The organism is Lysinibacillus irui, assembly GCF_028877475.1.
GTDB lineage: Bacteria > Bacillota > Bacilli > Bacillales_A > Planococcaceae > Lysinibacillus > Lysinibacillus irui.
In genome coordinates this window covers 2,450,919-2,473,798 of sequence record NZ_CP113527.1, presented here as the reverse complement: position 1 = coordinate 2,473,798, position 22,880 = coordinate 2,450,919, and the positions used below count along the sequence as shown (strand labels likewise).

Here is a 22,880-nt window from a genome sequence, read left to right as displayed (position 1 = left end):
AATGGAGGTAATCGAAATGGATTGGCTAGAGGTTAGTAAATCTAAAGACCTTGAGAGGGTATTAGAGGCTGTGACCAAGCTTGATGTAAATGAACGCGATGAGCGGGGAAGAACACCGTTAATGCTGTTTATTACCCATCGTATGCCACTTGAAGGTATTAAGCTTCTACTAACAGAAAACATAGACTTAGAAGCTCAAGATAAGCTAGGAGATAGTGCGCTGAAAAAAGCGGTGAAGTTTAAGCAAAGAGATGTTATTTCCTACCTACTTACTAGGGGTGTAGCGTTAAACGCTTCAGAAGGGATTAGGGCAACGGCTTGGTATGCGGCAAGAGAGCATAAAGGGATAGCAGATTTATTGCTGGATACTCCTGGCACAATTAGACTGACTTTGAGCGAAGAAGAACAGCAACAGGTGAACGCCATTTTATATGAGGAATCTATTGAAATGATGTGCAGCCGCATTAGTAAGATATCGTCGGCTATCATTTTACACGCCATTGTTATTAGCTATAACTGGGATGATGGACCAGAGCCTATGCTCGCGGCAATGACCAATCCAATTTGTGCTCCTATTACATTAATGGAGATGTTTGAGCTAATGGAAGGTGATTATTGGCTAGAACAAACAGAGGAAGAAATTGCGGGTTCACAGTGGAAACGTCCATGGAAAGAGATGGCCGAAAAATTAGCAGCACAAATAGATTATTCATGACAGAGATAAGGGGATTTATAATGGATCAAAAAGCCAAGAAAATTTTAATGCAAACCTATTGGCAATCGGGTAGATGGAGAGCTGAAGGGGCTACCTATACAGTTGAAGACTTTCAGTATGCGAAAGATAAAGGTTTGATGTTTGATCGCTTAACGATATCCCATGATGAATGTATAGAAAGGCTCAGACAACTCCATGATGAAGTCTTAACAAAAGAACTGGTGATCCAAGCATTTTTGCATAGTTTGTCAACTCGCAAAGTTCATTTGCGCAGTGCCCTATCTAGCTGGGCCCTTACCTATGATCTACCGAATCATGCCTATCACGAACGACCTGTAGCTTCGGTAGCCTATAGTGCGTGTGGCTACTGTAATGAACAAAAAATAATGCCAAAAGAATTGTATGTAAATGAAGACTTAAATGTGCTGAATTTTGAACGAATCAAGTGGGGAGGTATTCGTCTAAATTGGCTATTGTATTGTTTGCTGGATTTAGAATGCTTAGTGAAAGAACAACAGGCATTTACTGTTTGCGAGGAAGATGTAGCCATTTTGAAAAAGATGGTAGAGGCGATTGGATCCTGTCAAGACACGGATGCAGCTAGACAGCTTGAGAAACGGTGGAAAGATGTTTTTAAGTCCAATCAATATGAACGAGATGTTGTCATGGAAATATGGGGCTATGCAGGAATACTTGTATCAAAGAATGACTTTCGGAAGGAGCGAGGACGAGGAACAGATTTCATGTCAATGGCTACTTGGAGGGGGCAAGACGGCTATTCACAAGAAAAGTTGAAGTTCTACTTTGGCTCCTATCTGTAAGAAAGGAGCGTTCACGGATGAAGAAACCAGTCCATCGTTCAATTAAAATTGTCGATATTGCAAAGGAACCATTAAAGAGACTACCATACCAAACAGCCGCCCCTAATGGAAAAGGCATAGCCTATAAAGTGCTTCCTATTTATTGGGGAGAGATGGTGGGCCTACCTAAGGAGCTAGATGCGTTGGTCGTTACCTCTGATTTACAGGGAGTTATTGACCACGAGCAAAAATTGCTGGGAGAAGGGCTTGCTGATACATTAGCACAATTGTTTGAAACGCACTTTTCTGATTTAAATCCATCCAAAGTGGTGGTTTGCTTATGTGGAGATTTGTATGTAGATCCGTTAAAGAGGGGGTCCAGTGGCAATCCATTGTCGGTATGGCAAGCTTTCCATAGTAAATTTGGTGTTGTGGCGGGTATTGCGGGGAATCATGATGTTTTCTCATGTGAGGCAAGAGCTATATTGGGCGCTACAGCAGGTATTCATTTTTTCCCTAAGGCTGGCAAGCTGCACTGCGGTGAAATGACGATTGCAGCATTAGGGGGAGTTATTGGTAGGGCTGATAAATCGAATCGTATGAGCGAAGCTGATTATTTAACCCATTTACGTCAGTTATTAAGGCAAAACCCTGCAATTTTATTGCTACATGAAAGTCCTGAAGTGAGGCTACATAGGCAACCTGGAAACGCAAGTATTTGGAATGAGCTACAGCAAGCTTCTAATTTAATTGTTTGCTGTGGACACGTTCATTGGGATACGGAGATGGTAGAGTGTGATAATGGGTTGCAAATTTTAAATACAGATGGCCGAGCTTTTATTTTTACGAAAGCTTCATTAGATTAAAGGAAGTTAAGAAAGGGAGGAGCATGAAATGGGGACTTGGGGTTATAAAGCGTTGGAAAGTGATGAAGGATTAGATGTTGTGGGCTTTTTACAGGATTTTATCAACCAACACAATGAATCAAAACAGTTACTATTAAGGAATAGTATCCAGGCAATGAAAAATCAAGGCTTTTTCGGGGAGACCTTTGAAGATATCGATTTTTTCTATGATATGAGTGCAATGGCACTAGCGGAATTCTACATCCACTATCTCAATACTGGTCAATTTTACGGTAAAGACAGCAATGATCCAAACATACACATGACGGCAGATAAAAGCTCTTTGACATTTATTTTAAGATATTTAAAAGATATTAAAGACGATGTTCCTGACCAACATGGGAGTAGAGAGCTTGTTGAATTATGGTCTGAATCCCAAAGTTGGCCTGAATGGCAAGCCAACCTTGCCAATCTTATTGAGAGAATGGAACAAGAAATTAGCCATTTAGCATCAATGGAAAAATGGAAGTGAATGAAATGACCTATGATTTTTGGATAATGGCTTCCATTTTGGAATTAGTTGAATATCCAGATGAAACAAATGATGACTATATCCCTCACCCAACTTTTCAGGAAATTATGGATGTGCTGGATATCCAAGTGCCTATAAAAGAGATTTACGAACGTTTTTTTGATCAATCCATCCATACAGGGGATGTTTTAGTATTTACCAATAAGCATCTGCCACATGCCTGTATTGTGCTTGATACGTATCGTGATCCACTTGATCAACAGGATCTAATTCAGTTCGGCTGGAGGGTGACTGTAAAAGATGTTCGTATAATCAAACAGTTGTCACGAGAACTATATGATCATTGCGATTTTTCCATTCGTTACGAGGAAGGTCAATCCATCCTTTATCAGGTACTCCAAAAGGAGTGCTATCCTCGCAAATATTACTATGAGACGGTCTATGAGCAACAAATAAAACAGTACTTGGTGTAAAAAAAGATCCGTGACACCTTAAAAAGTGCACGAATCAGTACTACGTTATAGGATGAAATAACTAACAACAGATAAAATGATGGCAATACCGAGAATAGGTGCAATTAATTTCATATGACGCTTTCGCTCCATAACTACAATTGCAACATATTCACGAATCATAGCGTTTGGCCAGTAATAAAAGGCCGTCTTTGAGCCAATGCCTTGACTGTTTAAGCCAGCAAGTCTTGCATAAATACCCGCACGAAATAGGTGAAAATTATTTGTTGTAAAAATGCTATTGTAAGCTTTACCTTGTGTTATTTCATCCATGAGTTGCTTCGAAAACAGCATATTTTGATAAGTATTAACAGAGCGATTTTCTTGTAATGTATGCTCGATAGGTATTCCCTTTTCAATGGCATAACGTTGCATCGCCTCAGCCTCTGGAAGATTTTCATCAGGCCCTTGTCCACCAGATAAAATGATGGTCGGTGGTGTGGAAACAGCTGCCTGCTTATGATAAAAATCGATCGCTTTTTGAATTCTACTTGCTAACAGCGGTGGTACTTTATCATTGATTAGCCCACTACCTAACACGATGATAAAATCCTGATTTAATCGTGGTCGATTGAATTGATAGAGAAAATAGGCTGATAAAAAATTGGATAGGTGGATAAAGAAATAAAACGTAATCAGTGAGATCGCTCCAAATATCGGTTGAAGATGACTTGAAAACAAGCTAGCAGGACTAATAATCGGTAATAGCATAAAAAGTAAAATGCCTATAGCCACAAGCAAAGTTAAAGAATTAGCTAAACGCCTGCCCTCTCGCTACATTAATACTCTTGCATTTAAAAATAAACCAAACATTAAAGCAACAATGCCAAAAGGAATTAAGATGAATAAGGCAATTAATGGAATAATGACAATGAGCCTTATAAAGTAATGGTCAGATGCTAAAGATAGAATGACGCAGAATAATAGAAATGAGCAGATAAATACATTAAATAATAGTCCGTTGATCATTTTTCTCGGGTCTTTTAAATATGATATAAGAAAAATGATGAAAAAAATAAGTGGTATAATGCCAAAATACATAAAAAAAGCACCTCTAGTGATGGAGTGGGTTAATGATATCTTTATATTATAAGTAATTATTGGATGAAATCAACCATCAATAAAAAATAGAGAGAGCATGAGCATACTCCCTCTATTTTTTGTGAGAGCGACTGCGACTATACATTTTATTGACATAATGAATATATTTCTCGCGCGTCAATCCACCAGTTTGGCGATTAAAATCATCATAAGTGATGTCTTCCGGCAAGCCGAATTCAGCTAACGCCTGTTGTCGTTCCTCGCGATAGTCAAGGTGATCTAGTGACTCCTCTACAATTCCTTCTTCTGGCTTCAACCAATCACTTGCTACGCCTGCATAGACGCCATGATTGGTAAAACGACTAGCTGTTTGAAATGAGGTTAAAGGTGCAGGTTTGCTAATTGTTCCTGAGCCCCAGGAAAGACGATATCGAGGCTCTTTACCATAGTCTAGTGTCACGCCATATCCCATTGGGAAGACAATATCTGATTCTATTAGCATTTTGTGACCCACCTTTTCATAGCACCCACGCATAAAATGATCGTCCATAACAATATAGGTTTGGGCGGCCAATGGAGCGGATTGGATTTCCTCAAGAGAAGGCGAGCGCTCTGTCGTTGTCAACAAGTAGGGACGGACAAATAAAGGCATCGTCATAACATTATGCCAAATACTATCCTCTGCAAATAAATGATCTTTCTGCATTTGACGTAAATCACCGATTACAAGCACATAGCCATCTTCAAATAAATCAATTTCTACACGAAAAATATCGCCTGGCACAGTCTTATAGCGTAAACTTTTCATCTTTGTTAGCTTAGCTAGCTTGTCAGGGTAATCTACAGGAAGTAGGGATGGAAATTGCTGAAGCCAATTCAATAGAGCTGATTTAGTCGTTAAATGCTCAAAGCCTGTTAGTGGTAACTGATAATATGTTTTGGTATTACGAGCCGTAATATAGCTAGATGGATGATTTTGATTGCCTAAACCAGCCGAAAAAACAACGCCTGTAGCTTTCACTGCAGAAATATTTGTGTAATTCAATTTCTTTTCTTTTCCACGTGCGGTTTGAGGGACAATGACTTCACGATTACGTGTTGAAATGTCGACATCTGCTTCTTGGTAGCTATGCTCATTAACGAAAATTCTTTTTTTAATGACATCTCCTTCGAGGAAAATAAAATAATCCTCTCTAATTTGAAATATGTCCCAGTGTTCTTCTAGGGTGTCAAGGCCGAAATAAGGGCGCAATGAATTGGTTAACCAACTAGTAAATGGTGTCAACTAAACTTCCTCCTACCTATCGTTTCCTATTTTCGTCAAGTATACTGAATTAGATAGGTGTCGAAAATAGCTCAAGCCGAAAATAGTTACTTTTGTGCAATGATCATGATTGCTTTTGGATTAGATGATCACCTTTTTCTTCAGGCTATAGAACTGCTATAATGATAGACAGAGGTGATGAACATGCATATTGTGATGACGGAAGGCATACCCTATGCTTGGTTGGAGCAACTACAGGAAGTCCATGCGCATGTCTTTGACGGCGATTATTTGCCACTCGAAAAGCTAGAAAAGAAAGAAGGTCTTCTTTGTCTATTAGCAGTTGAAAATGACACTTTAATTGGCTTTAAACTAGGCTATCCACATCCAGATAATGTATTTTATAGTTGGTTGGGTGGCGTTCATGAAACGAAACGAGGGCTGGGGATTGCAAGTGAATTAATGAAACAACAGCACGCACATATCAAAACATTAGGCTTTCAGAAAGTTCGTACATATGGCAGAAATGCATTCAAAGCAATGCTTATCGCCAACCTCAAACATGGGTTTGATATCGTGTCCACATTTGTTGACGAGAAAGGCAGACATAAAATTATATTAGAAAAACCACTTTAAGGAGTTCGAAACATGAAAGCATATTTAGCAAATGGATTATTTTCGTTAGGAGATCGTTTAGTCAACGAGCAGCTAGCTGCAGCTATTCGTGAGGCAGTGCCAGGCATCGCTTTATACGTACCACAGGAGAACGATGCCATTAATGATAAGTCTGCCTATGCAGATAGTTTGGCAATTGCGCAAGCTGATTTAGAGATGTTAGAAAAGAGTGATGTATTAATCGCTGTATTAGATGGGGTTGAAATTGACTCAGGGGTAGCCGCTGAAATTGGTGCGTTTGCTATGCTCAATCGTCCTATTGTTGGTGTACTGACAGATGTTCGTCAGCAAGGGCGAGATAATATGAAAAAAATCGAGGCACTTGTCCGAGATGGACTAGAAAATCAGTTTGTTTACCGTAATTTATTTGTTATTGGTTTAATTAAACGTAATGGAATCATTACATCTTCCATTCAAGAGACGGTGGAAGCAGTACAAAAATTGTCAAACAAGGAGGCATAATCATGTTATTAGCTACATCAGATATTGTCGCAGGCAAAGACATTATCGAAACATTAGGCTTAGTGAAAGGAAATTCTGTTCAATCCCGAAACATTGGTCGTGACATGATAGCTGGACTTCGTAATATTGTGGGTGGCGAGATGAAAGAATATGCTGAAATGCTCGTTCGTTCTCGTGAAATCGCCACACAAGCCATGGAGGAGGAAGCACGACAATTGGGCGCAAATGCAATAGTTGGGGTTCGTTATGCAACTTCATCTGTCATGGATGGTACATCAGAAGTGTTAGTGTACGGAACAGCTGTAAAATTAAGATAATGGGTGTGAGGACTTTAATGCATTTTATTAAAGTCCTTTTTTATAGCTATTATTAGCTAATTAATTGTAAAATTTTAGTTAATTATGTCAAGAATAACGTTTATTTCGTTCTTTGAATGGTGTTTTATTGTAGGAGGCGTATAGTACCAATAAGATATAGAAATATCTAGAATTGATAGAAGGAAGAAAGAGTGGGATATATGGTGGATTCACAGCAAAGCAAAGGCTATCGGGTTCTGTCGATGTTTAATCGACTAATGGATGGCCATGGGATCAACAAGAAGCAGGAAGCATTAACACATCAGGTTGGTGAAAAAACCATACAACGAGACATCGATCAAATACGAGCATATATTGCCAAGGCGAAGCTCGATTGCCATTTGCAATATGCGCGTTCAGAAAAGGTGTACAAGCTAATCCATACAAATAACAACCGTTTATCGAAAGAGCAAGTATTGACGATTATTAAAATTTTGATAGCATCTAAGGCGCTTGTAAAATCAGAGTTGAGTACTATTATTGAAAAGCTTGCTTCCAATGTGCAGGCAAATAAACGGGAACAAATGGTTTTAAATGAAAATCATTTTGATGTAGATACATATCGTAAACAATCTCTCATTCCACTAATTTGGCGTATTTCAGAAGCCATATCCAAAAAAATAATCATTCAAATCGATTATCTTCATGAGGATGACATAACCCCAACGGAAATAATGTTACAGCCTCTTACTATTATCTTTTCAGAGTATGACTTTTACTTAATTGCTTATGACTATCATTCCAAAAAGGATGTACCCATTGCCTATCGAATGGATCACATTCAAGATAGTCGTGAACTAACGAATAAATTTTACAAGCCATTTACTGACCATTTTCAAGTGGAAGAACTTCACAAGCGCAAGCCGTTTATGGATGCGGGTGAACTTTTACCTATTCGATTTCTCTACAAAGGAAAATCACCTAAGACCATCTTCAATCGATTACCCTCAGCTAAATTACTTTCACAAAACGATAGCGAATACTTTTTCGAGGCAGAGGTATTTGGAATAGGCATCAAAATGTGGCTGCTGAGTCAAGGTGCGACTATCGAGGTATTAGAGCCAATTGAGCTAAGAGAAGAGATTATTGCAACAATCCAAGCTATACAGCAAAATTATCGTTGTATTTGAAAACCCGTGCTTAAGTGCACGGGTTTTTCTATTTCTGAAAATGCTGCTCAATGAATGTCATATCAAAATCCTGGGTAAGTTTGTAATCTTTCATGTAGTTTTCTTCATATAAATAAACAAATAAATGCTTGTCATCATCTAAACGTAAGCCAATTTCTCTGTCATTATTAGTTGATAAAGTTATCCAATAAGCTTCCTTGAAATCGGATTTAGCAAACCATATTTTTTTTAACGGCAGGTCTTTAAATGGCTCCATCATCTGATTGATTTTGGCTGTATCTGTCAAAGTGATTGTTTTTTCATCTGAAGAACGAATAATTTCAATTTCATGAATTTCCTCTAGATCGAGACGCTCTGTTACCTCTGTTGTAAAATCTGTGTCCCTTGTTAACAGCATTGTCGAGATATACAGAATAAGTAGTGGGAGTAAAATGCCTAGTAGTAGTTTGTATCGTTTTTTCATGCTCGTCTCCTTAAATTCTAAAAATTCACACATATGTATTCTTTTCCACGCTATAATTGAGCATATACTGAAATGATAAAGGAAGGCAATCAAATGACATATAATTATGAAGAAAAAGAATTATTTTATCCAGATGGTACAATCATGTATCGAGGTGGCGTCAAAAAAAACGATTTTGGTCACGATATTTATGATGGCAAAGGCACACTATTTGATCAAGAAGGCCAACCATTATACGAGGGTGAATTCATCAATCATATGAAGCAAGGCAATGGCATCATGTATTTAAAAGGACAACTCATTTATCAAGGTGAATTTATTCAAAATAAAAAACAAGGTAATGGTATTTTGTATAAAGATGGTCAAATTCATTATGAAGGCCATTTTCGTAATGATTTAATGGATGGCTATGGCATTTTATATTATGAAGAAGATGTAATTGCACCGTATCAAGAACTACGATCAATGTATCCACATTTAAATCAACCACAATATGAGGGTGATTTTGTCCATGGTATGAAAAAAGGAAAAGGCAAGCAATATTATCCGACCGGATTTTTACAGTACGAGGGTGATTTTATTTGGCATCATATGCAGGGAGCTGGGAAATTATATTATCCTGCAGAGTCTCCAACAGGAGAGGAGCTTGACCGTGGAGTGACTACACTCTATTATGAAGGTTATTTCTTTGAGGATCTGAAGCATGGCAAAGGAAAGGTCTATTCTAGAGAAGGTGTACTGGAAGCGGAAGGACATTTTAAAGAGGATGCAATGACGGGTCATGGAACGCTTTATTATGATAATGGACAGGCTTCTTATATTGGAGATCTTGTGCAGGGGAAAAAACATGGACGAGGCGATTATTATAATGAAGAGGGCAAAATTATTTATAGCGGAGAATTTATAAATGACGAACGATTACGTATTACGCCCGAAATTGAACAGGAAATTAACAAACTTCAAAAGCAATTGGATGGTCTTGTAGGTCTTCCAAATGCAAAGAAAGAATTACATAATTTAATTAACTTTATTAAAATTCAAAGCTTACGTGTAGACCATGGTTTAACAAGCTTTCCTATTACCTACCACCTTGTTTTCACAGGTAATCCAGGCACAGGCAAAACAACAGTGGCACGTATTATTGGGCAAATTTATAAGCATTTAGGCGTATTATCGAGTGGACATTTTGTTGAAACAGACCGTGCAGGGTTAGTTGCAGGATATGTTGGACAGACAGCCCTAAAGGTTCAGGAGGTCGTCAATAAAGCAAAGGGGGGTGTCTTGTTTATTGATGAGGCTTATTCATTGATTAATGATAAACAGGATGCATTTGGTAAGGAAGCAATTGATAGTTTATTAAAAGCTATGGAGGATTTACGAGATGACTTAGTCATTATTGTTGCTGGCTACACAGCGCTTATGGAGGAATTTTTACAATCAAATCCAGGCTTTAAATCACGCTTTAATCATTTTGTGCAGTTTGATAATTTTAGTACGGATGAGCTCTATGATATTTTTGCTATGCTTTGTCAAACAAATGATTACCAATTTGGGGCAGCATTTGCCCAGCGTATGAAAGCTCAACTCCACCAAATACCTATTGAAACGATTCCTAATTTTTCTAATGGACGTTATATCCGAAACTTGTTTGAAAAACTAGTAACGATCCAATCCAATCGATTGATACAGCAAGCAATGATTACAAAGGAAGAACTGATGACCTTTGAGGAGCAAGATATTATACAAGGTATTTCAGAAAATTTATTTGATAATACTTTTTAAAGCAAGGAGTAGAAGAATGAAAAAGCTAATTGCAATTATTTTAGTGTGTGCATGTATTTTACCGCGTGTCATGACGATTAATTTTACAATCAATAATAATATTAATGTCCGTCATAAGAAAGAGAGTTGATAGTCAATGAATAAAATGGTAATATAATACAAAACATACGCTAACGTATTTTTTTCGGGGGTTCATATGCAAGTAACAAAAGATGACTGGATTAAGGCGGGCCTACAACAATTAGCAGAAGACGGCATCCATAAGGTACGCATCGAGGCATTAGCTCGGTCGTTAAAAATTAGCAAAGGTAGCTTTTATCATTATTTCCGTGATCATCAGCAGCTATTAGATGCCATGCTTGACTATTGGGAAACACATGCAACAAATGCCATCATTCAAAGTATGGAGCAGGAGGATGCAACTTTAGAACAGCTGTTACGCATAAGCTTTCATAAAGATAAAAAGATAGAAATCGGCATATATGCTTGGGCTAAATATGATGCCAATGTCGCAACACGTATTGTTCAAATTGAGGAACAACGCATTGCCTGTGTAGCAAAGCTCTATCAAAAAAAGGGGATGACGAAAGAGGTCTCCAAAGATCGTGCGAGATTAGCTTATTTAACCTATATAGGCTGGATGACACGATTTGAAGCTAATCCTCATTTTGATTTAGAAAAAATGATTAAACTACTATTACAGTAGAACTGATGTCCCTAGAAAGCAGCAGTATGCTTCTTGGGACTCTATTTATCGCTAAAACATACGATATCGTATGTTTTGAGTGCGAGGGAGGAACCTATTATGTATAGTTTATCAATTATGGCGATTGTCCTTTTATGGATGATTAGTATCATTCATATTTATTGGGCTTTTGGGGGACGATGGGGAATTGGTGCAGTGATTCCAGTCAAAGGAGGGGGACAACAAGCAGTTTTCGTGCCAAGAAAATGGGGAACGCTCTGTGTTGCTACCCTTATACTACTGGCAAGCCTAATTATCCTCATTCAGCAAGGATTTGTGGCGTATTTTCAACCCTCTAGTTTTTCTAAAGTAGGAAGTTCAGTTTGTGCATGTGTATTTATTGCAAGGGCTATTGGTGATTTTAAATATGTTGGGTTTTTTAAAAGCATCAAACATTCACAATTTGCCAAAAACGATACGAGATTTTATAGTCCGTTATGTTTGTTTTTAGGCTTCATTTATCTCGAGCTATTGTTTTAACAGCAATCATCCTCTAACATGAAAGCAAGGGATAGGGGGAAAAATATGCAGCAAAAGATTTATTTACTTCGTCATGGTGAGACGAACTATAATAGAGAAGGAAGATATCAGGGACAGCTCGATTCACCATTAACCGAACTTGGTCGAGAACAGGTTCAACAACATGCACGCATGCTAAAAACGCTAATTGGTGATGCAACCGATTGGAAAATCGCTACAAGTCCACTGGGGAGAGCTATGCAAAGCACTGCCCTGCTTTGTGAAACAATCGGTTATGATGTGAATGATGTGGAACAGGATCATCGCTTGACAGAAGTTGCTGTAGGGCAATGGGCTGGCTTAACCATGGCAGAAATACAGCACACCTGGCCAGACTTGTTAGCCGACACGGATGTTTTTAATTGGTATTTCCGTGCGCCAGGTGGGGAAAGCTACGAAGCTGTAGTAAGCAGGTTAACCTCATGGCTGGAAGATATACAACAATACTCAAAGCTAATTGTTGTCTCACATGGGCTAACTAGTCGGATCTTACGAGGAATTTACGCGGGTCTTCAGAAGGAGGATGCTCTCAAATTAGAAGTTTCTCAAGATATCTTTTTTAAATTAGCTAATAAAAAAATAACAAGAATTTGTTCTAATTTTGAAGATGACTATTATCTATAAAACCTTTTTAATTGCTTTTATTTAGGAAGGAATATTCAGAAATGCCTCTTATTATATTGTGTAGGAGGCGTTTTTTTATGAAAAATTTGGTGTTGCTTTGCTGTATTGGTATCGTGGTGTTCGCTTTGTATTATACAAACAAAACATATGAAAAGGTTCAACTAGAACTGCCATCATTACATAGTCAAAATGCTTTGTTACTCAATACACAAGGCGAAGTATTATTTGAAAAAAATGCTGATGCCATTATTTATCCTGCATCCTTAACAAAGATCATGACAGCCGTAGTGGCAATTGAATTAACGGAAGATCTACAAAAACAGACCATTGTAGAACCGCAAACGATTGCTACCTATACTGCTCAGAATGCCTCAATGGCAGGCTTTCATGCTGGTGATTTTGTGACAATTGAGGATTTATTATATGGCACTTTGCTTGCCTCAGGCGCTGATGCAACGGGAACACTTGCTGAGGCAATTGCAGGCAGTGAGGAAAAATTCGTCACTTATATGAATAACAAAGCACAGGAAATAGGCATGAATGATACCCATTTCGTTAATACAAGTGGTCTACATGACGAGGCACATGTATCAAGCGTTCGGGACATTAGTAAACTGCTACGTTATGCGTTAGAGAACCCTACCTTTTATCACATATTTACTTCAAAAAGCTATACGACCCATGTACCTAATGAGCTAATTATCACAAACTCGTTGTTTACAAAAATGCCTGGTTTAGAAGGACCCATATTAGGCGGAAAAACGGGGTATACACCTGAAGCCGGATTATGTCTCGCGTCCATCATCGAAAAAGAAGGCAAATCATTTCTATTCATAACAACCAATGCCCCAGGCGATGTTCGGACACCACCCCCGCATATTGAAGATGCTTTAACTGCCTACAATGCCCTGTAGATGGGAAATCTATGAAAACATCTCAACTTTTTCATAGCCTGAAACGTCTTAATAGTGCGGGCCGTTCTAGGAGATTCGAAGAAGTTTTAATTAAGGAGAAAAGTGGGCGCTCCAATTAGGTAGTAAAGTGATCATAAAAGTGAAAGAAGCGCTCCAAATAAGGAGAAAAGTGATCATAAAGGAGAAGAAGGCGCTCCAAATAAAGAGTAAAGTGATCATAAAAGTAATGGAGTCGCTCCAATTGGGTAGTAAAGTGATCATAAAAGTGAAGGAAGCGCTCCAATTAGATAGTAAAGTGATCATAAAAGTGAGTGAAGCACTCCAATTAGAAGTAAAGTGATCATAAAAGTGAAGGAAGCGCTCCAAATAAGGAGAAAAGTGATCATAAAGGAGAAGAAGGCGCTCCAAATAAAGAGTAAAGTGATCATAAAAGTAATGGAGTCGCTCCAATTGGGTAGTAAAGTGATCATAAAAGTGAAGGAAGCGCTCCAATTAGGTAGTAAAGTGATCATAAAAGTGAGTGAAGCACTCCAATTAGAAGTAAAGTGATCATAAAAGTGAAGGAAGCGCTCCAATTAGGTAGTAAAGTGATCATAAAAGTGAAGGAAGCGCTCCAAATAAGGAGAAAAGTGATCATAAAGGAGAAGAAGGCGCTCCAAATAAAGAGTAAAGTGATCATAAAAGTAATGGAGTCGATCCAATTAGATAAAAAGGTGATCATAAAAGTGAAGGAAGCGCTCCAATTAAGGCTCTAAGTGATCATAAAAGTGAAGGAAGCGCTCCAAATTAGGAGTAAAGTGATCATAAAAGTAAGGAAGCGCTCCAATTAAGGATCTAAGTGATCATAAAGGAGAAGAAGGCGCTCCAAATAAGGAGAAAATTGATCATAAAAGTAGTGGAGTCGCTCCAATTAGGTAGTAAAGTGATCATAAAGGAGAAGGAAGCGCTCCGAATAAGGAGAAAAGTGATCATAAAAGAGAGTGAAGGGCTCCAATTAAGGTTCTAAGTGATCATAAAAGTGAAGGAAGCGCTCCAATTAGAAGTAAAGTGATCATAAAAGAGAGTGAAGCGCTCCAATTAAGGTTCTAAGTGATCATAAAAGTGAAGGAGTCGCTCAAATTAGGTAGAAAAGTGATCATAAAAGTGAAGGAAGCGCTCCAATTAAGGATCAAAGTGCTCACCAAAGTGAAAAATGCGCCCCATTCCCGGAGCAAAGCGCTGACCAAAGCAAAGGAGATGCTCCAATCCTTGAGAAAGTCGCTCATCATGATGAAGAAGGCGCTACATTCCCAAAGAAATTCCCCCCACAGGTCCGCCATTCACTCCAAGCGTGACCCGCAAAAGGAGGTGAAATCTTTATATAACGTTTTTTATGCTGTGGTTCGTAGAAAAACGGGAACAAGCAGTGTATAAAGGTTTACAAACGCGCAGATGTGAACGGTCTTATAGAATGGAATCTAGTTGATTATTACTATTTTCTGGCATGAACGATTACTCTATAATTAAAGTTAAATCTTCGTATTTTTTTAGCAAACGACATGGAAAGACATCTAAGGGCGGTGTAGAACAATGAAAAAATTATTACCCTATACTATATTTTTGACGTTTATATTGGCATTATTGATTGGACCATTAACTACCAATGCTGAAGGGTCCGTGGTCATTCAGAAAGTAACCAAGGATACTATCATCTATGAAGAGCCTTCCTCGAATAGTGCAGAAATTGGTGAACTAACGAAGGGAAGCTTTGTTACTGTGCTAGCAGCAAGCAAAGGCTGGACACATATTCAAACGCCAGAGCAGATGGGCTATGTGGCGTCTGATGTTTTAGTCAAGTTGAAGTCTGAGGGTTATGTAGTAATGCAAAAGGGTGGCACGACGTTATTTACAGCGCCAAGGCAAAACGCACAAAAGGTTGGACAGCTATATGAAGGACGCGTGGTTTTTGTATATGGTACAGCACCGGGTGGCTGGTCATTCGTCCAATATGGTGAAGATACAGGCTATGTTGCGACGAACGCTTTAAAAAAACCTGTCCCAACAAAGAAACGAATTAATGCAGTGAATGGTGCTGAATTACGTTTAACAGCTAGCCCAAGTGGAGAGGTCCTTGGTACACTTGCCAATAAAACGACTGTTCAGTATTACATAACACTTGCTGGCTGGTCCTATGTGGAAGTGGGTGACCAAAAGGGGTATGTCAAAGCTTCAGAGCTAGCCAATATTCAACTAACGAATAATAAAGTATATAATAAAGGAATTCCAGCAGCAAAAGGTGCGAAAAAACGTGTAGCTTTAACGTTCGATGATGGGCCTGATGCCAAAGTGACACCACAAATTTTAGCGACTTTAGAAAAATATGATGCGAAGGCTACGTTCTTTATGGTAGGGAAAAATGTCTCAAAAAATGCAACGATCGTCAAGCAGGTTTATGAGGCTGGACACGAAATTGGTAGTCATACGTTAAGCCATAAGAAATTAACGACTTTATCTATAGCGGGTGTTAAACAAGAAGTCAATGGCTCAAGTAATGCCATTTATACGGCCATTGGGCAGTATCCTACCGTTTTTCGACCACCTTATGGAGCGACGAATGAGCAAGTCCGTTCCGTCATAACTATTCCGTCCATTTTATGGTCGATTGATACGCTGGATTGGAAGCACCACAATCCAGATAAGATTTTAGCTTCTGTTAAAGCATCTGTTAAAGATGGTAGCATTATTTTAATGCATGATATTCATCAAACGACAGCGAATGGTCTAGAAAATGTTATGCAATACTTACAAAAACAAGGCTACGACTTTGTAACGGTAAGTGAGATTTTACAATAATAGTAAAGCCGTGTAATAGTCTTGTAGAGACCTATACACGGCTTGTTGTTTATTTAAATAAATTAATCGTTGTAATAATAATAGGAATACCAAACACATCGATTAAAAATGCGCCGACAATTGGTACCACGAGAAAGGCCTTTTTAGATGGACCAAAACGTTGTACAACGGCTGACATATTAGCCATGGCATTTGGGGTTGCTCCTAAGCCATGTCCTGCAAAACCGGCAACCATTACAGCGGCATCGTAATTTTTGCCGAGTAATTTAAACAACACGAAAGTACTAAATACAACGATAAAGAATACTTGTGCAAAGACGATGATGAATAAAGGAAGAGCTAAATCAGCAATTTCCCATAATTTGATACTCATTAGCGCCATTGAAAGGAAAATACCTAATGTCACGTCCCCGATTAAGGAAATACTTTTCATATTAATGGCTTCAGGTTTGAATTTATCCATAATATTACGCACTAATACAGCGACAAACATAGCTCCGACATAACCTGGTAGGACGAACCCTGTTGCTTCTGAGAATAATGTCCCAACATATGTCCCAACAGCCATACAGAAAGTAATTAATAATACTTGTGTAAAGAACGATTCAGAAGTAATTTGTTCCTGTTTATTTTCATAGTCGATTTCTTCAGACTCTTGTTCATCCGGTGTTAAATTGTATTTACCTACTAGGTATTTTACAATTGGACCTCCGATTAAACCACCGGCAACTAAACCACATGTTGCGGCAGCAGCACCTATTGTCATGGCAGAAGAAATACCTAAATCCTCTAATGTTTGTCCAAATGCAGCGGCAGCCCCATGACCACCTTCCATTGAAACTGCGCCAGCCATCATTCCGATTAAAGGATGTATGCCCATGAGTGAGGCAAGAGAAACACCAATCACATTTTGCATTAAAGCGAGGAAGCCACATGCTAGCCAGTAAATAATAAGTAATTTACCACCGAGCTTCACTAGTTTAAAGCTTGCCCCTAATCCAATTGTAGTGAAGAATGTAATCATAAATAAGCTTTGTAATGAAGTATCAAGTGAAATTTCTATAACACCTGTTGTCTTTAAAATCGTTGCAAGGGCGGCAAATAGCAAGCCACCCACAACTGGTGCTGGAATACAGAAACGTTTTAAAAATCCTATTTTATTAATGAGAAAGCTACCCAATGCAAAGAGTGCAACGGCTAAAAACACAGTTGTAATTTGATTTATTTCGATCATGAGCCTTGCCCCCCAAGTAAGTTGTTTAATGCTTCATAGACAAAATATGCCCCTAGTTTTACAGTGCGACCATTTTCATCTAGTAACGGATTGACCTCACAAATATCAAATGAGTGTGTATGAGGATGTGCCGTTACTTTTTGTAGTAGTGAACGTACAGTGGATGGATCAAGTCCAAATGGTGAAGGAGCACTTACACCTGGAGCAAATGCTGCATTCAAGACATCCATACATAATGTTAAAAGAATATAATCATGCTGATCCATATAGTGTTGTAGGTCATCCATTAATTGCTGTTGGTTGGCTACGGTCATTTGATCTTCGTAAATATACTTCACATTTAATTCATCTGCTTTTTCGAATAATTCTCTTGTATTGCCGTAGCGTTGGATACCAACGACAAAATAATCGGTATGTGGATCCTGCTCTAAAATTTGACGGAACATGGTACCTGAAGAAGGTTGTTCATCGTATGGTCGTAAATCAAAGTGGGCATCGATATTGATGATACCAACCTTAGCCTCCTTTGGTAAGGCAGAGCGAACGCCTAAATAATGGCCATACAGTGTTTCATGTCCACCACCAAGCACCACACATTGTAAGTTCTTTTGCAATACGGTTCCGACAACTTCGCCAAGCTCATGCTGTGCTTCCTCTAAAGCATGATTGAGACAAACGACATTGCCGACATCGATAATTTGCTGCTCGTCCTCAAACGTCCACGGTAAGCTAGATAGCCCTTCTCGCAGTGCATTTGGGCCATTTGCAGCTCCTACACGACCTTGATTTCGACGTACCCCTTCATCACAGATAAACCCAACTAGTGCAGCACTTTTCTTCGCTGAAGCGCTTACATCATTAATCGCTAATCTTTGTACTTTTTGATGTAAACGAAAGCTACTTTTATTTGTCGTAGAATCTATACGGCCTTTCCATTGTTTTTGATCTGTTAGTGTATACATAACCTTATCAACCCCATTGCTAATATTATTGTAGAAAAAGTATTGTTGTAATTCATTATATATTCACATAATTATAATTACTAATATATAATTAATATTAATCTATAGCTTTTAGCTATAAATGTAGGGGGATTTTGCTTTTGGATATTAAACAATTACACTATTTTATTGCCGTTTCAGAACATATGAATTTCTCAAAAGCCGCGGAAAGACTGCATATTTCACAGCCATCATTAAGTAATGCCATCAAAAAATTAGAAGAGGAGATAGGATCACCTTTATTGGAGAGAAATACGAGAAATTTGCAGTTAACAGAAGCGGGTGAGGTGTTATTTGAACGTGCAAAAGTTATTGTAAAAAATATGGAAGTGCTAAAAATTGAAATGGATGAAGTCATTATCCACGGTACGAGGGAAATCACTATAGGTGTCATGGAATCTATTAAGCATTGGTTGCCTAAAGTTATTGCCAATTATAAAAAAGATTATCCAGAAATGATCATCCATTTAGTTGACATTTTAGGCAGTAAGCGTGTGAAAAAATCCTTAAAGAGCTATAAAACTCATTTAATCATTACCAATCAGTTGATGGATGATCCAGAGTTGGAAGTCAAAACCTTATATGAAGAGAGATTGGTTGCAGTGTTACCATTACACCACCCATTAGCCAAAAAAGAAAAAGTAACTATTTCTGATATAAGTGAAGAGCCATTTATTATTAGTACGGAAGGCTTTCAAACAAGACGTGATATTTTAGATACCTTTGAACAGGCAGGTAAAAATATTCATATTCAATTTGAAATTGAACGCTTTGAAACAGCTGTTTCCCTTGTCCGAGAAAATTTAGGAGTAACTATTTTACCGGAAAATTATTTACAAGGCCCGACAGCTAAAACCATTATAAAAAAAGAAATTGAAGGGGCAAATCTAAGTCGAAATGTTTATTTGGTGTATTTAAAAAAGCGTCATTTACCTTTGGCCATTCGTCAATTGTTGCAAGACATTTTGCAGTATTTTGAAACAAAGACAATATAGAAATAATTTTCTGTTATATTAGAAAATTCACGAAATAAAGCATTGCTTTACCAAAAATATAGCGGTAACATTTAATGTAAGAATGAAAATGAACATTCATTCATTTTATCAAAATTCAAGCAAAGGGGGTATCTTCCATGAATTTTTCTTATAGTGAAAAAGTGGTGGAGTTACAAGACAAGCTGACGAATTTTATGGAGCAATACATTTATCCAAATGAAGAAGTTTATACGGCACAGGTTGAAGCAATGGAGGATCGTTGGGGAGCGATTCCACCGATTATGGACGAGCTAAAGCAGAAGGCACAGCAGGCAGGATTATGGAATTTATTTTTACCAGATAGCGAATATGGGGCAGGTTTAACAAATTTAGAATACGCGCCTTTATGTGAAATTATGGGGCGTTCCCTTCTGGCACCAGAAGTTTTCAATTGTAATGCGCCTGACACAGGTAACATGGAGGTGCTTGTACGGTACGGCTCTGCCCAACAAAAAAAGCAATGGCTTGAACCGTTACTAAAAGGAGAAATTCGCTCTTGCTTTGCGATGACCGAGCCTGCTGTTGCATCCAGTGATGCTACGAATATTGAGGCAAGCATTGAGCGAGATGGGGATGAATACATTTTAAATGGCCATAAATGGTGGACAACAGGTGCTGGTGACCCACGCTGTAAAGTGGCCATTTTTATGGGAAAGCATAAAGATACAACAGCACCAATCCATGAGCAGCAGTCTATGATTCTAGTACCAATGGACACACCAGGGGTAAAAGTAGAGCGGATGCTGACGGCTTTTGGTTACGATCATGCGCCAGAGGGTCATGGTGAGGTGACATTTACGAATGTGCGTGTACCAGTAGACAATATTTTGTGGGGAGAAGGCAAAGGCTTTGCTATTGCTCAAGGTCGTCTTGGTCCAGGAAGAATACATCATTGTATGCGTCTAATTGGCGCAGCTGAACGTGCATTGGAGGAAATGTGTAGAAGGGTACAACAGCGACATGCCTTTCATCGCCCATTAGCAGATCAAGGGGTAATGCGTGAGCGTATTGCTGAATCTCGCATCGATATTGAACAGGCAAGACTTTTAACCTTAAAGGCAGCTTATATGATGGATACGGTGGGGAATAAAGAGGCGAAAGCAGAAATTGCGATGATTAAGGTGGTTGCACCTAATATGGCACTGCGCGTCATTGATCGAGCTATCCAAGCATTTGGCGCGGCAGGGGTCGGACCCGATACAACGCTTGCGGCACAGTGGGCGAATTCTCGCACATTGCGTTTAGCAGACGGACCAGATGAAGTACATCGAAATACTATTGCTAAGCTGGAATTAAAAAAACATGCGACTAAACAAGAGGAGCTGGTGAAATGACAGTACTTGAGTTATTTAGCTTACAAGGTAAAACAGCTATTGTAACAGGTGGTGGCCGTGGTCTTGGTGCGCAAATTGCCCAAGGATTTGCAGAGGCAGGGGCCAATGTAGTTCTATGCTCACGAAAAGTAGAAGCCTGTGAGGAGGTTGCCGCAGCACTTGAAACATTAGGTGTCCAAACATTAGCGTTAGCTTGTGATGTCACAAAGCCTGAGGATATTGCTAATGTGGTGGCTAAAACGATCACAACATTCGGTAAGATTGATATTTTAGTCAATAACAGTGGGGCATCTTGGGGCACACCTGCTATTGATATGCCTTATGAAGCCTGGCAAAAAGTATTTGATGTCAATGTTAATGGGACCTTTTTGATGAGTCAAGCAGTTGGCAAAATTATGTTAGAGCAAAAAAGCGGCAAAATCATTAATATTGCTTCGATTGCAGGACTGGGTGGTACCTTACCAGCCTTTATGGATACCATTGCCTATAATGCAAGTAAAGGGGCTGTTATCACATTAACGAAGGATTTAGCGGTCAAATGGGGACCACACGGTGTTCATGTCAATGCCCTTGCACCTGGGTTTTTCCCAACAAAAATGTCCAATGTTTTAATTGAACGTGGACAAGACTATTTGATGGGGGTTACACCTTTAAAACGTTTAGGCTCAGAAAATGATCTCAAGGGAGTAGCATTATTTTTAGCGGCCCCAGCTTCAGACTATGTAACAGGTGATGTCATTGTAGTAGATGGAGGCATGAGTTCCATTATATAAGGGGGAAAATAAAATGGATACAATGCAAGTAAGGGCAAGTGAGCGTCTAGATGCTGTTAAATTACAAGCCTTTTTAGCAAATCATTTTCCTGAACTTCCAAAGGGGAAACTGGAAATAACACAGTTTAGTGCAGGACATTCTAATTTAACGTATTGTTTAAAAATAGCTGATTTTGAAGTCGTTCTTCGTAGACCACCACTTGGACCAGTTGCCAAGAAGGCACATGATATGAAGCGAGAATTTACAATATTATCGGCATTGCATCCTTTCTTCAAAGCGGTTCCACAGCCGTATGTTTATGTGGAGGATTCCGATATTATTGGCAGTGATTTCTTTTTAATGGAGCGCAAAAGAGGTGTTGTCCTGGATACACATTTTCCAACAGGTACAGTACCTTCAGAGGAACTAGCTTGCCAGTTGTCTGAAATGATGGTCGACTCTTTAGTTGCACTTCATGCCATCCCTTATCAAGATACATCATTAAAGGATATGGTGAAGCCTGATGGATTTATGGAAAGACAAGTCCATGGCTGGATCGAGCGCTATGAAAGGGCGAAAACGGCAGAGATTGCCGAAGTAGCTACTTTGACAGAATGGTTAAAGAAACATGTTCCAAATAATAAAGAGGCAACAATTATTCATTATGATTATAAATTGAATAATGCCATGTTCTCTAATGATTATGCTGAAATGATTGGTCTATTCGATTGGGAAATGACGACGGTAGGGGATCCACTAGCAGATGTCGGCGTGGCGATGAGTTACTGGATGCAGGCGGATGACCCGAAAATGCTGTTACATGCACTTGGTGAACCACCTGTAACCATCATGCCAGGTTTTTATACACGACAGCAATTTATTGAACGCTACGCAGAGAAAAGCGGGCGAGACGTTTCAAACATTCAATATTACTGTACATTTGCTTATTTCAAATTAGCCGTCATTTGTCAGCAAATTTATTACCGCTATGTGAAAGGGCAAACACAGGATGATCGCTTTGCCCAAATGGATAAAATGGTGGCTGCATTAATTCAACAAGCCTCAGAATCGATATAAAGAATAGAAAAACGGTTACTTTTCACCAAAAGTAGCTGTTTTTTATAGGCATTTATAACAGATTATCCGACGCTATATTTTTTATCTATGTATGACTTCTCGCACGAAGACCTATTTACATAACCTAACATCGCCCGTAAAAAAATAAGAGAGAGCGAATGTGTGTTCTTATTTTATCATACATTTTCTCACTTATAAAGGGCTATGAGAAAGGCGGTGGCAAAACAAAAACAGGT

General features: G+C 38.7%; 26 protein-coding genes and 1 pseudogene. 22 read left to right on the top strand and 5 right to left on the bottom strand.

All coding sequences use genetic code 11. The features are described 5' to 3' along the window. Nucleotides 1-16 precede the first annotated feature (16 nt). The 5 genes from OU989_RS12550 to OU989_RS12530 are packed head-to-tail and all read left to right on the top strand — an operon-like array spanning nt 17 to nt 3,365. The gene (locus OU989_RS12550; protein WP_274793377.1) at nt 17-715 is read left to right on the top strand and encodes a DUF4274 domain-containing protein; all 699 of its coding nucleotides are present in this window, start codon (nt 17-19) and stop codon (nt 713-715) included. Between the two features lie 20 nt (nt 716-735). Further along, entirely contained in the window at nt 736-1,536 is an 801-nt protein-coding gene (locus tag OU989_RS12545) for a hypothetical protein (RefSeq protein WP_274793376.1), read from the top strand. A gap of 17 nt (nt 1,537-1,553) precedes the next feature. Continuing rightward, nucleotides 1,554-2,381, top strand: a complete 828-nt coding sequence (locus OU989_RS12540) for a metallophosphoesterase (RefSeq protein WP_274793375.1) — start codon at nt 1,554-1,556, stop codon at nt 2,379-2,381. 28 nt (nt 2,382-2,409) lie between these two features. Beyond that, on the top strand, nt 2,410-2,892 hold the full coding sequence (locus tag OU989_RS12535) for a DUF4259 domain-containing protein (protein ID WP_274793374.1): 483 nt from the start codon (nt 2,410-2,412) through the stop codon (nt 2,890-2,892). 5 nt (nt 2,893-2,897) lie between these two features. Further along, nucleotides 2,898-3,365: a hypothetical protein gene (locus tag OU989_RS12530; protein ID WP_274793373.1), complete on the top strand. Its 468-nt coding sequence runs from the start codon at nt 2,898-2,900 to the stop codon at nt 3,363-3,365. A gap of 45 nt (nt 3,366-3,410) precedes the next feature. Here OU989_RS12530 and OU989_RS12525 read toward each other — a convergent pair. Next, nucleotides 3,411-4,445: pseudogene (locus OU989_RS12525) on the bottom strand (YdcF family protein). A 112-nt stretch (nt 4,446-4,557) separates the two neighbouring features. Continuing rightward, a complete protein-coding gene (locus OU989_RS12520; RefSeq protein WP_274793372.1) occupies nt 4,558-5,730 on the bottom strand; it encodes an immunity 26/phosphotriesterase HocA family protein in 1,173 nt (390 codons plus the stop codon). A gap of 183 nt (nt 5,731-5,913) precedes the next feature. Here OU989_RS12520 and OU989_RS12515 point away from each other — a divergent pair, with 183 nt between their 5' ends. The 4 genes from OU989_RS12515 (at nt 5,914) to OU989_RS12500 (ending at nt 8,332) form a co-directional block, all read left to right on the top strand. Beyond that, nucleotides 5,914-6,345 (top strand): GNAT family N-acetyltransferase, encoded by a 432-nt coding sequence (locus tag OU989_RS12515; RefSeq protein ID WP_274793371.1) that lies wholly within the window; start codon nt 5,914-5,916, stop codon nt 6,343-6,345. 12 nt (nt 6,346-6,357) lie between these two features. Continuing rightward, nucleotides 6,358-6,846, top strand: coding sequence for a nucleoside 2-deoxyribosyltransferase (locus tag OU989_RS12510; RefSeq protein ID WP_274793370.1), 489 nt, complete (start codon nt 6,358-6,360; stop codon nt 6,844-6,846). A 2-nt stretch (nt 6,847-6,848) separates the two neighbouring features. Then, on the top strand, nt 6,849-7,163 hold the full coding sequence (locus OU989_RS12505; RefSeq protein ID WP_274793369.1) for a YbjQ family protein: 315 nt from the start codon (nt 6,849-6,851) through the stop codon (nt 7,161-7,163). Nucleotides 7,164-7,363: 200 nt separating this feature from the next. Then, complete coding sequence (locus OU989_RS12500) at nt 7,364-8,332, top strand: helix-turn-helix transcriptional regulator (protein ID WP_274797340.1); 969 nt, start codon at nt 7,364-7,366, stop codon at nt 8,330-8,332. A gap of 28 nt (nt 8,333-8,360) precedes the next feature. Here the strand turns inward: OU989_RS12500 and OU989_RS12495 are convergent, their stop codons facing one another. Next, nucleotides 8,361-8,795 carry a hypothetical protein gene (locus tag OU989_RS12495; RefSeq protein ID WP_274793368.1) on the bottom strand — a complete coding sequence of 145 codons (435 nt, stop codon included), beginning with the start codon at nt 8,793-8,795 and terminating at the stop codon, nt 8,361-8,363. Nucleotides 8,796-8,888: 93 nt separating this feature from the next. On the opposite strand from OU989_RS12495, the gene OU989_RS12490 reads away from it, so the two are divergent. The 9 genes from OU989_RS12490 (at nt 8,889) to OU989_RS12450 (ending at nt 16,211) form a co-directional block, all read left to right on the top strand. After that, a complete protein-coding gene (locus tag OU989_RS12490) occupies nt 8,889-10,577 on the top strand; it encodes an AAA family ATPase (protein WP_274793367.1) in 1,689 nt (562 codons plus the stop codon). A 196-nt stretch (nt 10,578-10,773) separates the two neighbouring features. Continuing rightward, entirely contained in the window at nt 10,774-11,283 is a 510-nt protein-coding gene (locus tag OU989_RS12485) for a TetR/AcrR family transcriptional regulator (protein ID WP_274793366.1), read from the top strand. A gap of 99 nt (nt 11,284-11,382) precedes the next feature. Then, nucleotides 11,383-11,802 carry a DUF3995 domain-containing protein gene (locus OU989_RS12480; protein WP_396631797.1) on the top strand — a complete coding sequence of 140 codons (420 nt, stop codon included), beginning with the start codon at nt 11,383-11,385 and terminating at the stop codon, nt 11,800-11,802. Nucleotides 11,803-11,847: 45 nt separating this feature from the next. Continuing rightward, nucleotides 11,848-12,465, top strand: a complete 618-nt coding sequence (locus tag OU989_RS12475) for a histidine phosphatase family protein (protein WP_274793365.1) — start codon at nt 11,848-11,850, stop codon at nt 12,463-12,465. A gap of 77 nt (nt 12,466-12,542) precedes the next feature. Then, entirely contained in the window at nt 12,543-13,379 is an 837-nt protein-coding gene (locus OU989_RS12470; protein WP_274793364.1) for a D-alanyl-D-alanine carboxypeptidase family protein, read from the top strand. 127 nt (nt 13,380-13,506) lie between these two features. Further along, the gene (locus OU989_RS12465) at nt 13,507-13,719 is read left to right on the top strand and encodes a hypothetical protein (RefSeq protein ID WP_274793363.1); all 213 of its coding nucleotides are present in this window, start codon (nt 13,507-13,509) and stop codon (nt 13,717-13,719) included. Between the two features lie 38 nt (nt 13,720-13,757). Then, nucleotides 13,758-13,928, top strand: a complete 171-nt coding sequence (locus tag OU989_RS12460; protein WP_274793362.1) for a hypothetical protein — start codon at nt 13,758-13,760, stop codon at nt 13,926-13,928. A gap of 8 nt (nt 13,929-13,936) precedes the next feature. Then, nucleotides 13,937-14,134 carry a hypothetical protein gene (locus tag OU989_RS12455; protein WP_274793361.1) on the top strand — a complete coding sequence of 66 codons (198 nt, stop codon included), beginning with the start codon at nt 13,937-13,939 and terminating at the stop codon, nt 14,132-14,134. Nucleotides 14,135-14,948: 814 nt separating this feature from the next. Then, entirely contained in the window at nt 14,949-16,211 is a 1,263-nt protein-coding gene (locus tag OU989_RS12450; protein WP_274793360.1) for a polysaccharide deacetylase family protein, read from the top strand. 49 nt (nt 16,212-16,260) lie between these two features. Here OU989_RS12450 and gltS read toward each other — a convergent pair whose 3' ends face one another. After that, on the bottom strand, nt 16,261-17,445 hold the full coding sequence (gene gltS / locus OU989_RS12445; RefSeq protein ID WP_274793359.1) for a sodium/glutamate symporter: 1,185 nt from the start codon (nt 17,443-17,445) through the stop codon (nt 16,261-16,263). Further along, the gene (gene hutG, locus OU989_RS12440) at nt 17,442-18,407 is read right to left on the bottom strand and encodes a formimidoylglutamase (RefSeq protein WP_274793358.1); all 966 of its coding nucleotides are present in this window, start codon (nt 18,405-18,407) and stop codon (nt 17,442-17,444) included. The genes gltS and hutG overlap by 4 nt, the downstream gene beginning before the upstream one ends. 140 nt (nt 18,408-18,547) lie before the next feature. On the opposite strand from hutG, the gene OU989_RS12435 reads away from it, so the two are divergent. The 4 genes from OU989_RS12435 to OU989_RS12420 all read left to right on the top strand — a co-directional run bounded on the left by OU989_RS12435 (nt 18,548) and on the right by OU989_RS12420 (nt 22,644). Further along, on the top strand, nt 18,548-19,441 hold the full coding sequence (locus OU989_RS12435) for a LysR family transcriptional regulator (protein ID WP_274793357.1): 894 nt from the start codon (nt 18,548-18,550) through the stop codon (nt 19,439-19,441). A gap of 137 nt (nt 19,442-19,578) precedes the next feature. After that, the gene (locus OU989_RS12430) at nt 19,579-20,814 is read left to right on the top strand and encodes an acyl-CoA dehydrogenase family protein (RefSeq protein ID WP_274793356.1); all 1,236 of its coding nucleotides are present in this window, start codon (nt 19,579-19,581) and stop codon (nt 20,812-20,814) included. Further along, nucleotides 20,811-21,587 carry an SDR family oxidoreductase gene (locus OU989_RS12425; protein WP_274793355.1) on the top strand — a complete coding sequence of 259 codons (777 nt, stop codon included), beginning with the start codon at nt 20,811-20,813 and terminating at the stop codon, nt 21,585-21,587. The genes OU989_RS12430 and OU989_RS12425 overlap by 4 nt, the downstream gene beginning before the upstream one ends. A 13-nt stretch (nt 21,588-21,600) precedes the next feature. Further along, nucleotides 21,601-22,644, top strand: a complete 1,044-nt coding sequence (locus OU989_RS12420) for a phosphotransferase family protein (protein ID WP_274793354.1) — start codon at nt 21,601-21,603, stop codon at nt 22,642-22,644. The last annotated feature ends 236 nt before the right edge of the window (nt 22,645-22,880 follow it).

Excerpts from the sequence above, each read along its gene's own strand:
- OU989_RS12550 (WP_274793377.1), top strand. The coding sequence starts at position 17 with ATGGATTGGCTAGAGGTTAGTAAATCTAAAGACCTTGAGAGGGTATTA.
- OU989_RS12545 (WP_274793376.1), top strand. The coding sequence starts at position 736 with ATGGATCAAAAAGCCAAGAAAATTTTAATGCAAACCTATTGGCAATCG.
- OU989_RS12540 (WP_274793375.1), top strand. The coding sequence starts at position 1,554 with ATGAAGAAACCAGTCCATCGTTCAATTAAAATTGTCGATATTGCAAAG.
- OU989_RS12535 (WP_274793374.1), top strand. The coding sequence starts at position 2,410 with ATGGGGACTTGGGGTTATAAAGCGTTGGAAAGTGATGAAGGATTAGAT.
- OU989_RS12530 (WP_274793373.1), top strand. The coding sequence starts at position 2,898 with ATGACCTATGATTTTTGGATAATGGCTTCCATTTTGGAATTAGTTGAA.
- OU989_RS12515 (WP_274793371.1), top strand. The coding sequence starts at position 5,914 with ATGCATATTGTGATGACGGAAGGCATACCCTATGCTTGGTTGGAGCAA.
- OU989_RS12510 (WP_274793370.1), top strand. The coding sequence starts at position 6,358 with ATGAAAGCATATTTAGCAAATGGATTATTTTCGTTAGGAGATCGTTTA.
- OU989_RS12505 (WP_274793369.1), top strand. The coding sequence starts at position 6,849 with ATGTTATTAGCTACATCAGATATTGTCGCAGGCAAAGACATTATCGAA.
- OU989_RS12500 (WP_274797340.1), top strand. The coding sequence starts at position 7,364 with ATGGTGGATTCACAGCAAAGCAAAGGCTATCGGGTTCTGTCGATGTTT.
- OU989_RS12495 (WP_274793368.1), bottom strand. The coding sequence starts at position 8,795 with ATGAAAAAACGATACAAACTACTACTAGGCATTTTACTCCCACTACTT.
- OU989_RS12490 (WP_274793367.1), top strand. The coding sequence starts at position 8,889 with ATGACATATAATTATGAAGAAAAAGAATTATTTTATCCAGATGGTACA.
- OU989_RS12485 (WP_274793366.1), top strand. The coding sequence starts at position 10,774 with ATGCAAGTAACAAAAGATGACTGGATTAAGGCGGGCCTACAACAATTA.
- OU989_RS12480 (WP_396631797.1), top strand. The coding sequence starts at position 11,383 with ATGTATAGTTTATCAATTATGGCGATTGTCCTTTTATGGATGATTAGT.
- OU989_RS12475 (WP_274793365.1), top strand. The coding sequence starts at position 11,848 with ATGCAGCAAAAGATTTATTTACTTCGTCATGGTGAGACGAACTATAAT.
- OU989_RS12470 (WP_274793364.1), top strand. The coding sequence starts at position 12,543 with ATGAAAAATTTGGTGTTGCTTTGCTGTATTGGTATCGTGGTGTTCGCT.
- OU989_RS12450 (WP_274793360.1), top strand. The coding sequence starts at position 14,949 with ATGAAAAAATTATTACCCTATACTATATTTTTGACGTTTATATTGGCA.
- gltS (WP_274793359.1), bottom strand. The coding sequence starts at position 17,445 with ATGATCGAAATAAATCAAATTACAACTGTGTTTTTAGCCGTTGCACTC.
- hutG (WP_274793358.1), bottom strand. The coding sequence starts at position 18,407 with ATGTATACACTAACAGATCAAAAACAATGGAAAGGCCGTATAGATTCT.
- OU989_RS12430 (WP_274793356.1), top strand. The coding sequence starts at position 19,579 with ATGAATTTTTCTTATAGTGAAAAAGTGGTGGAGTTACAAGACAAGCTG.
- OU989_RS12425 (WP_274793355.1), top strand. The coding sequence starts at position 20,811 with ATGACAGTACTTGAGTTATTTAGCTTACAAGGTAAAACAGCTATTGTA.
- OU989_RS12420 (WP_274793354.1), top strand. The coding sequence starts at position 21,601 with ATGGATACAATGCAAGTAAGGGCAAGTGAGCGTCTAGATGCTGTTAAA.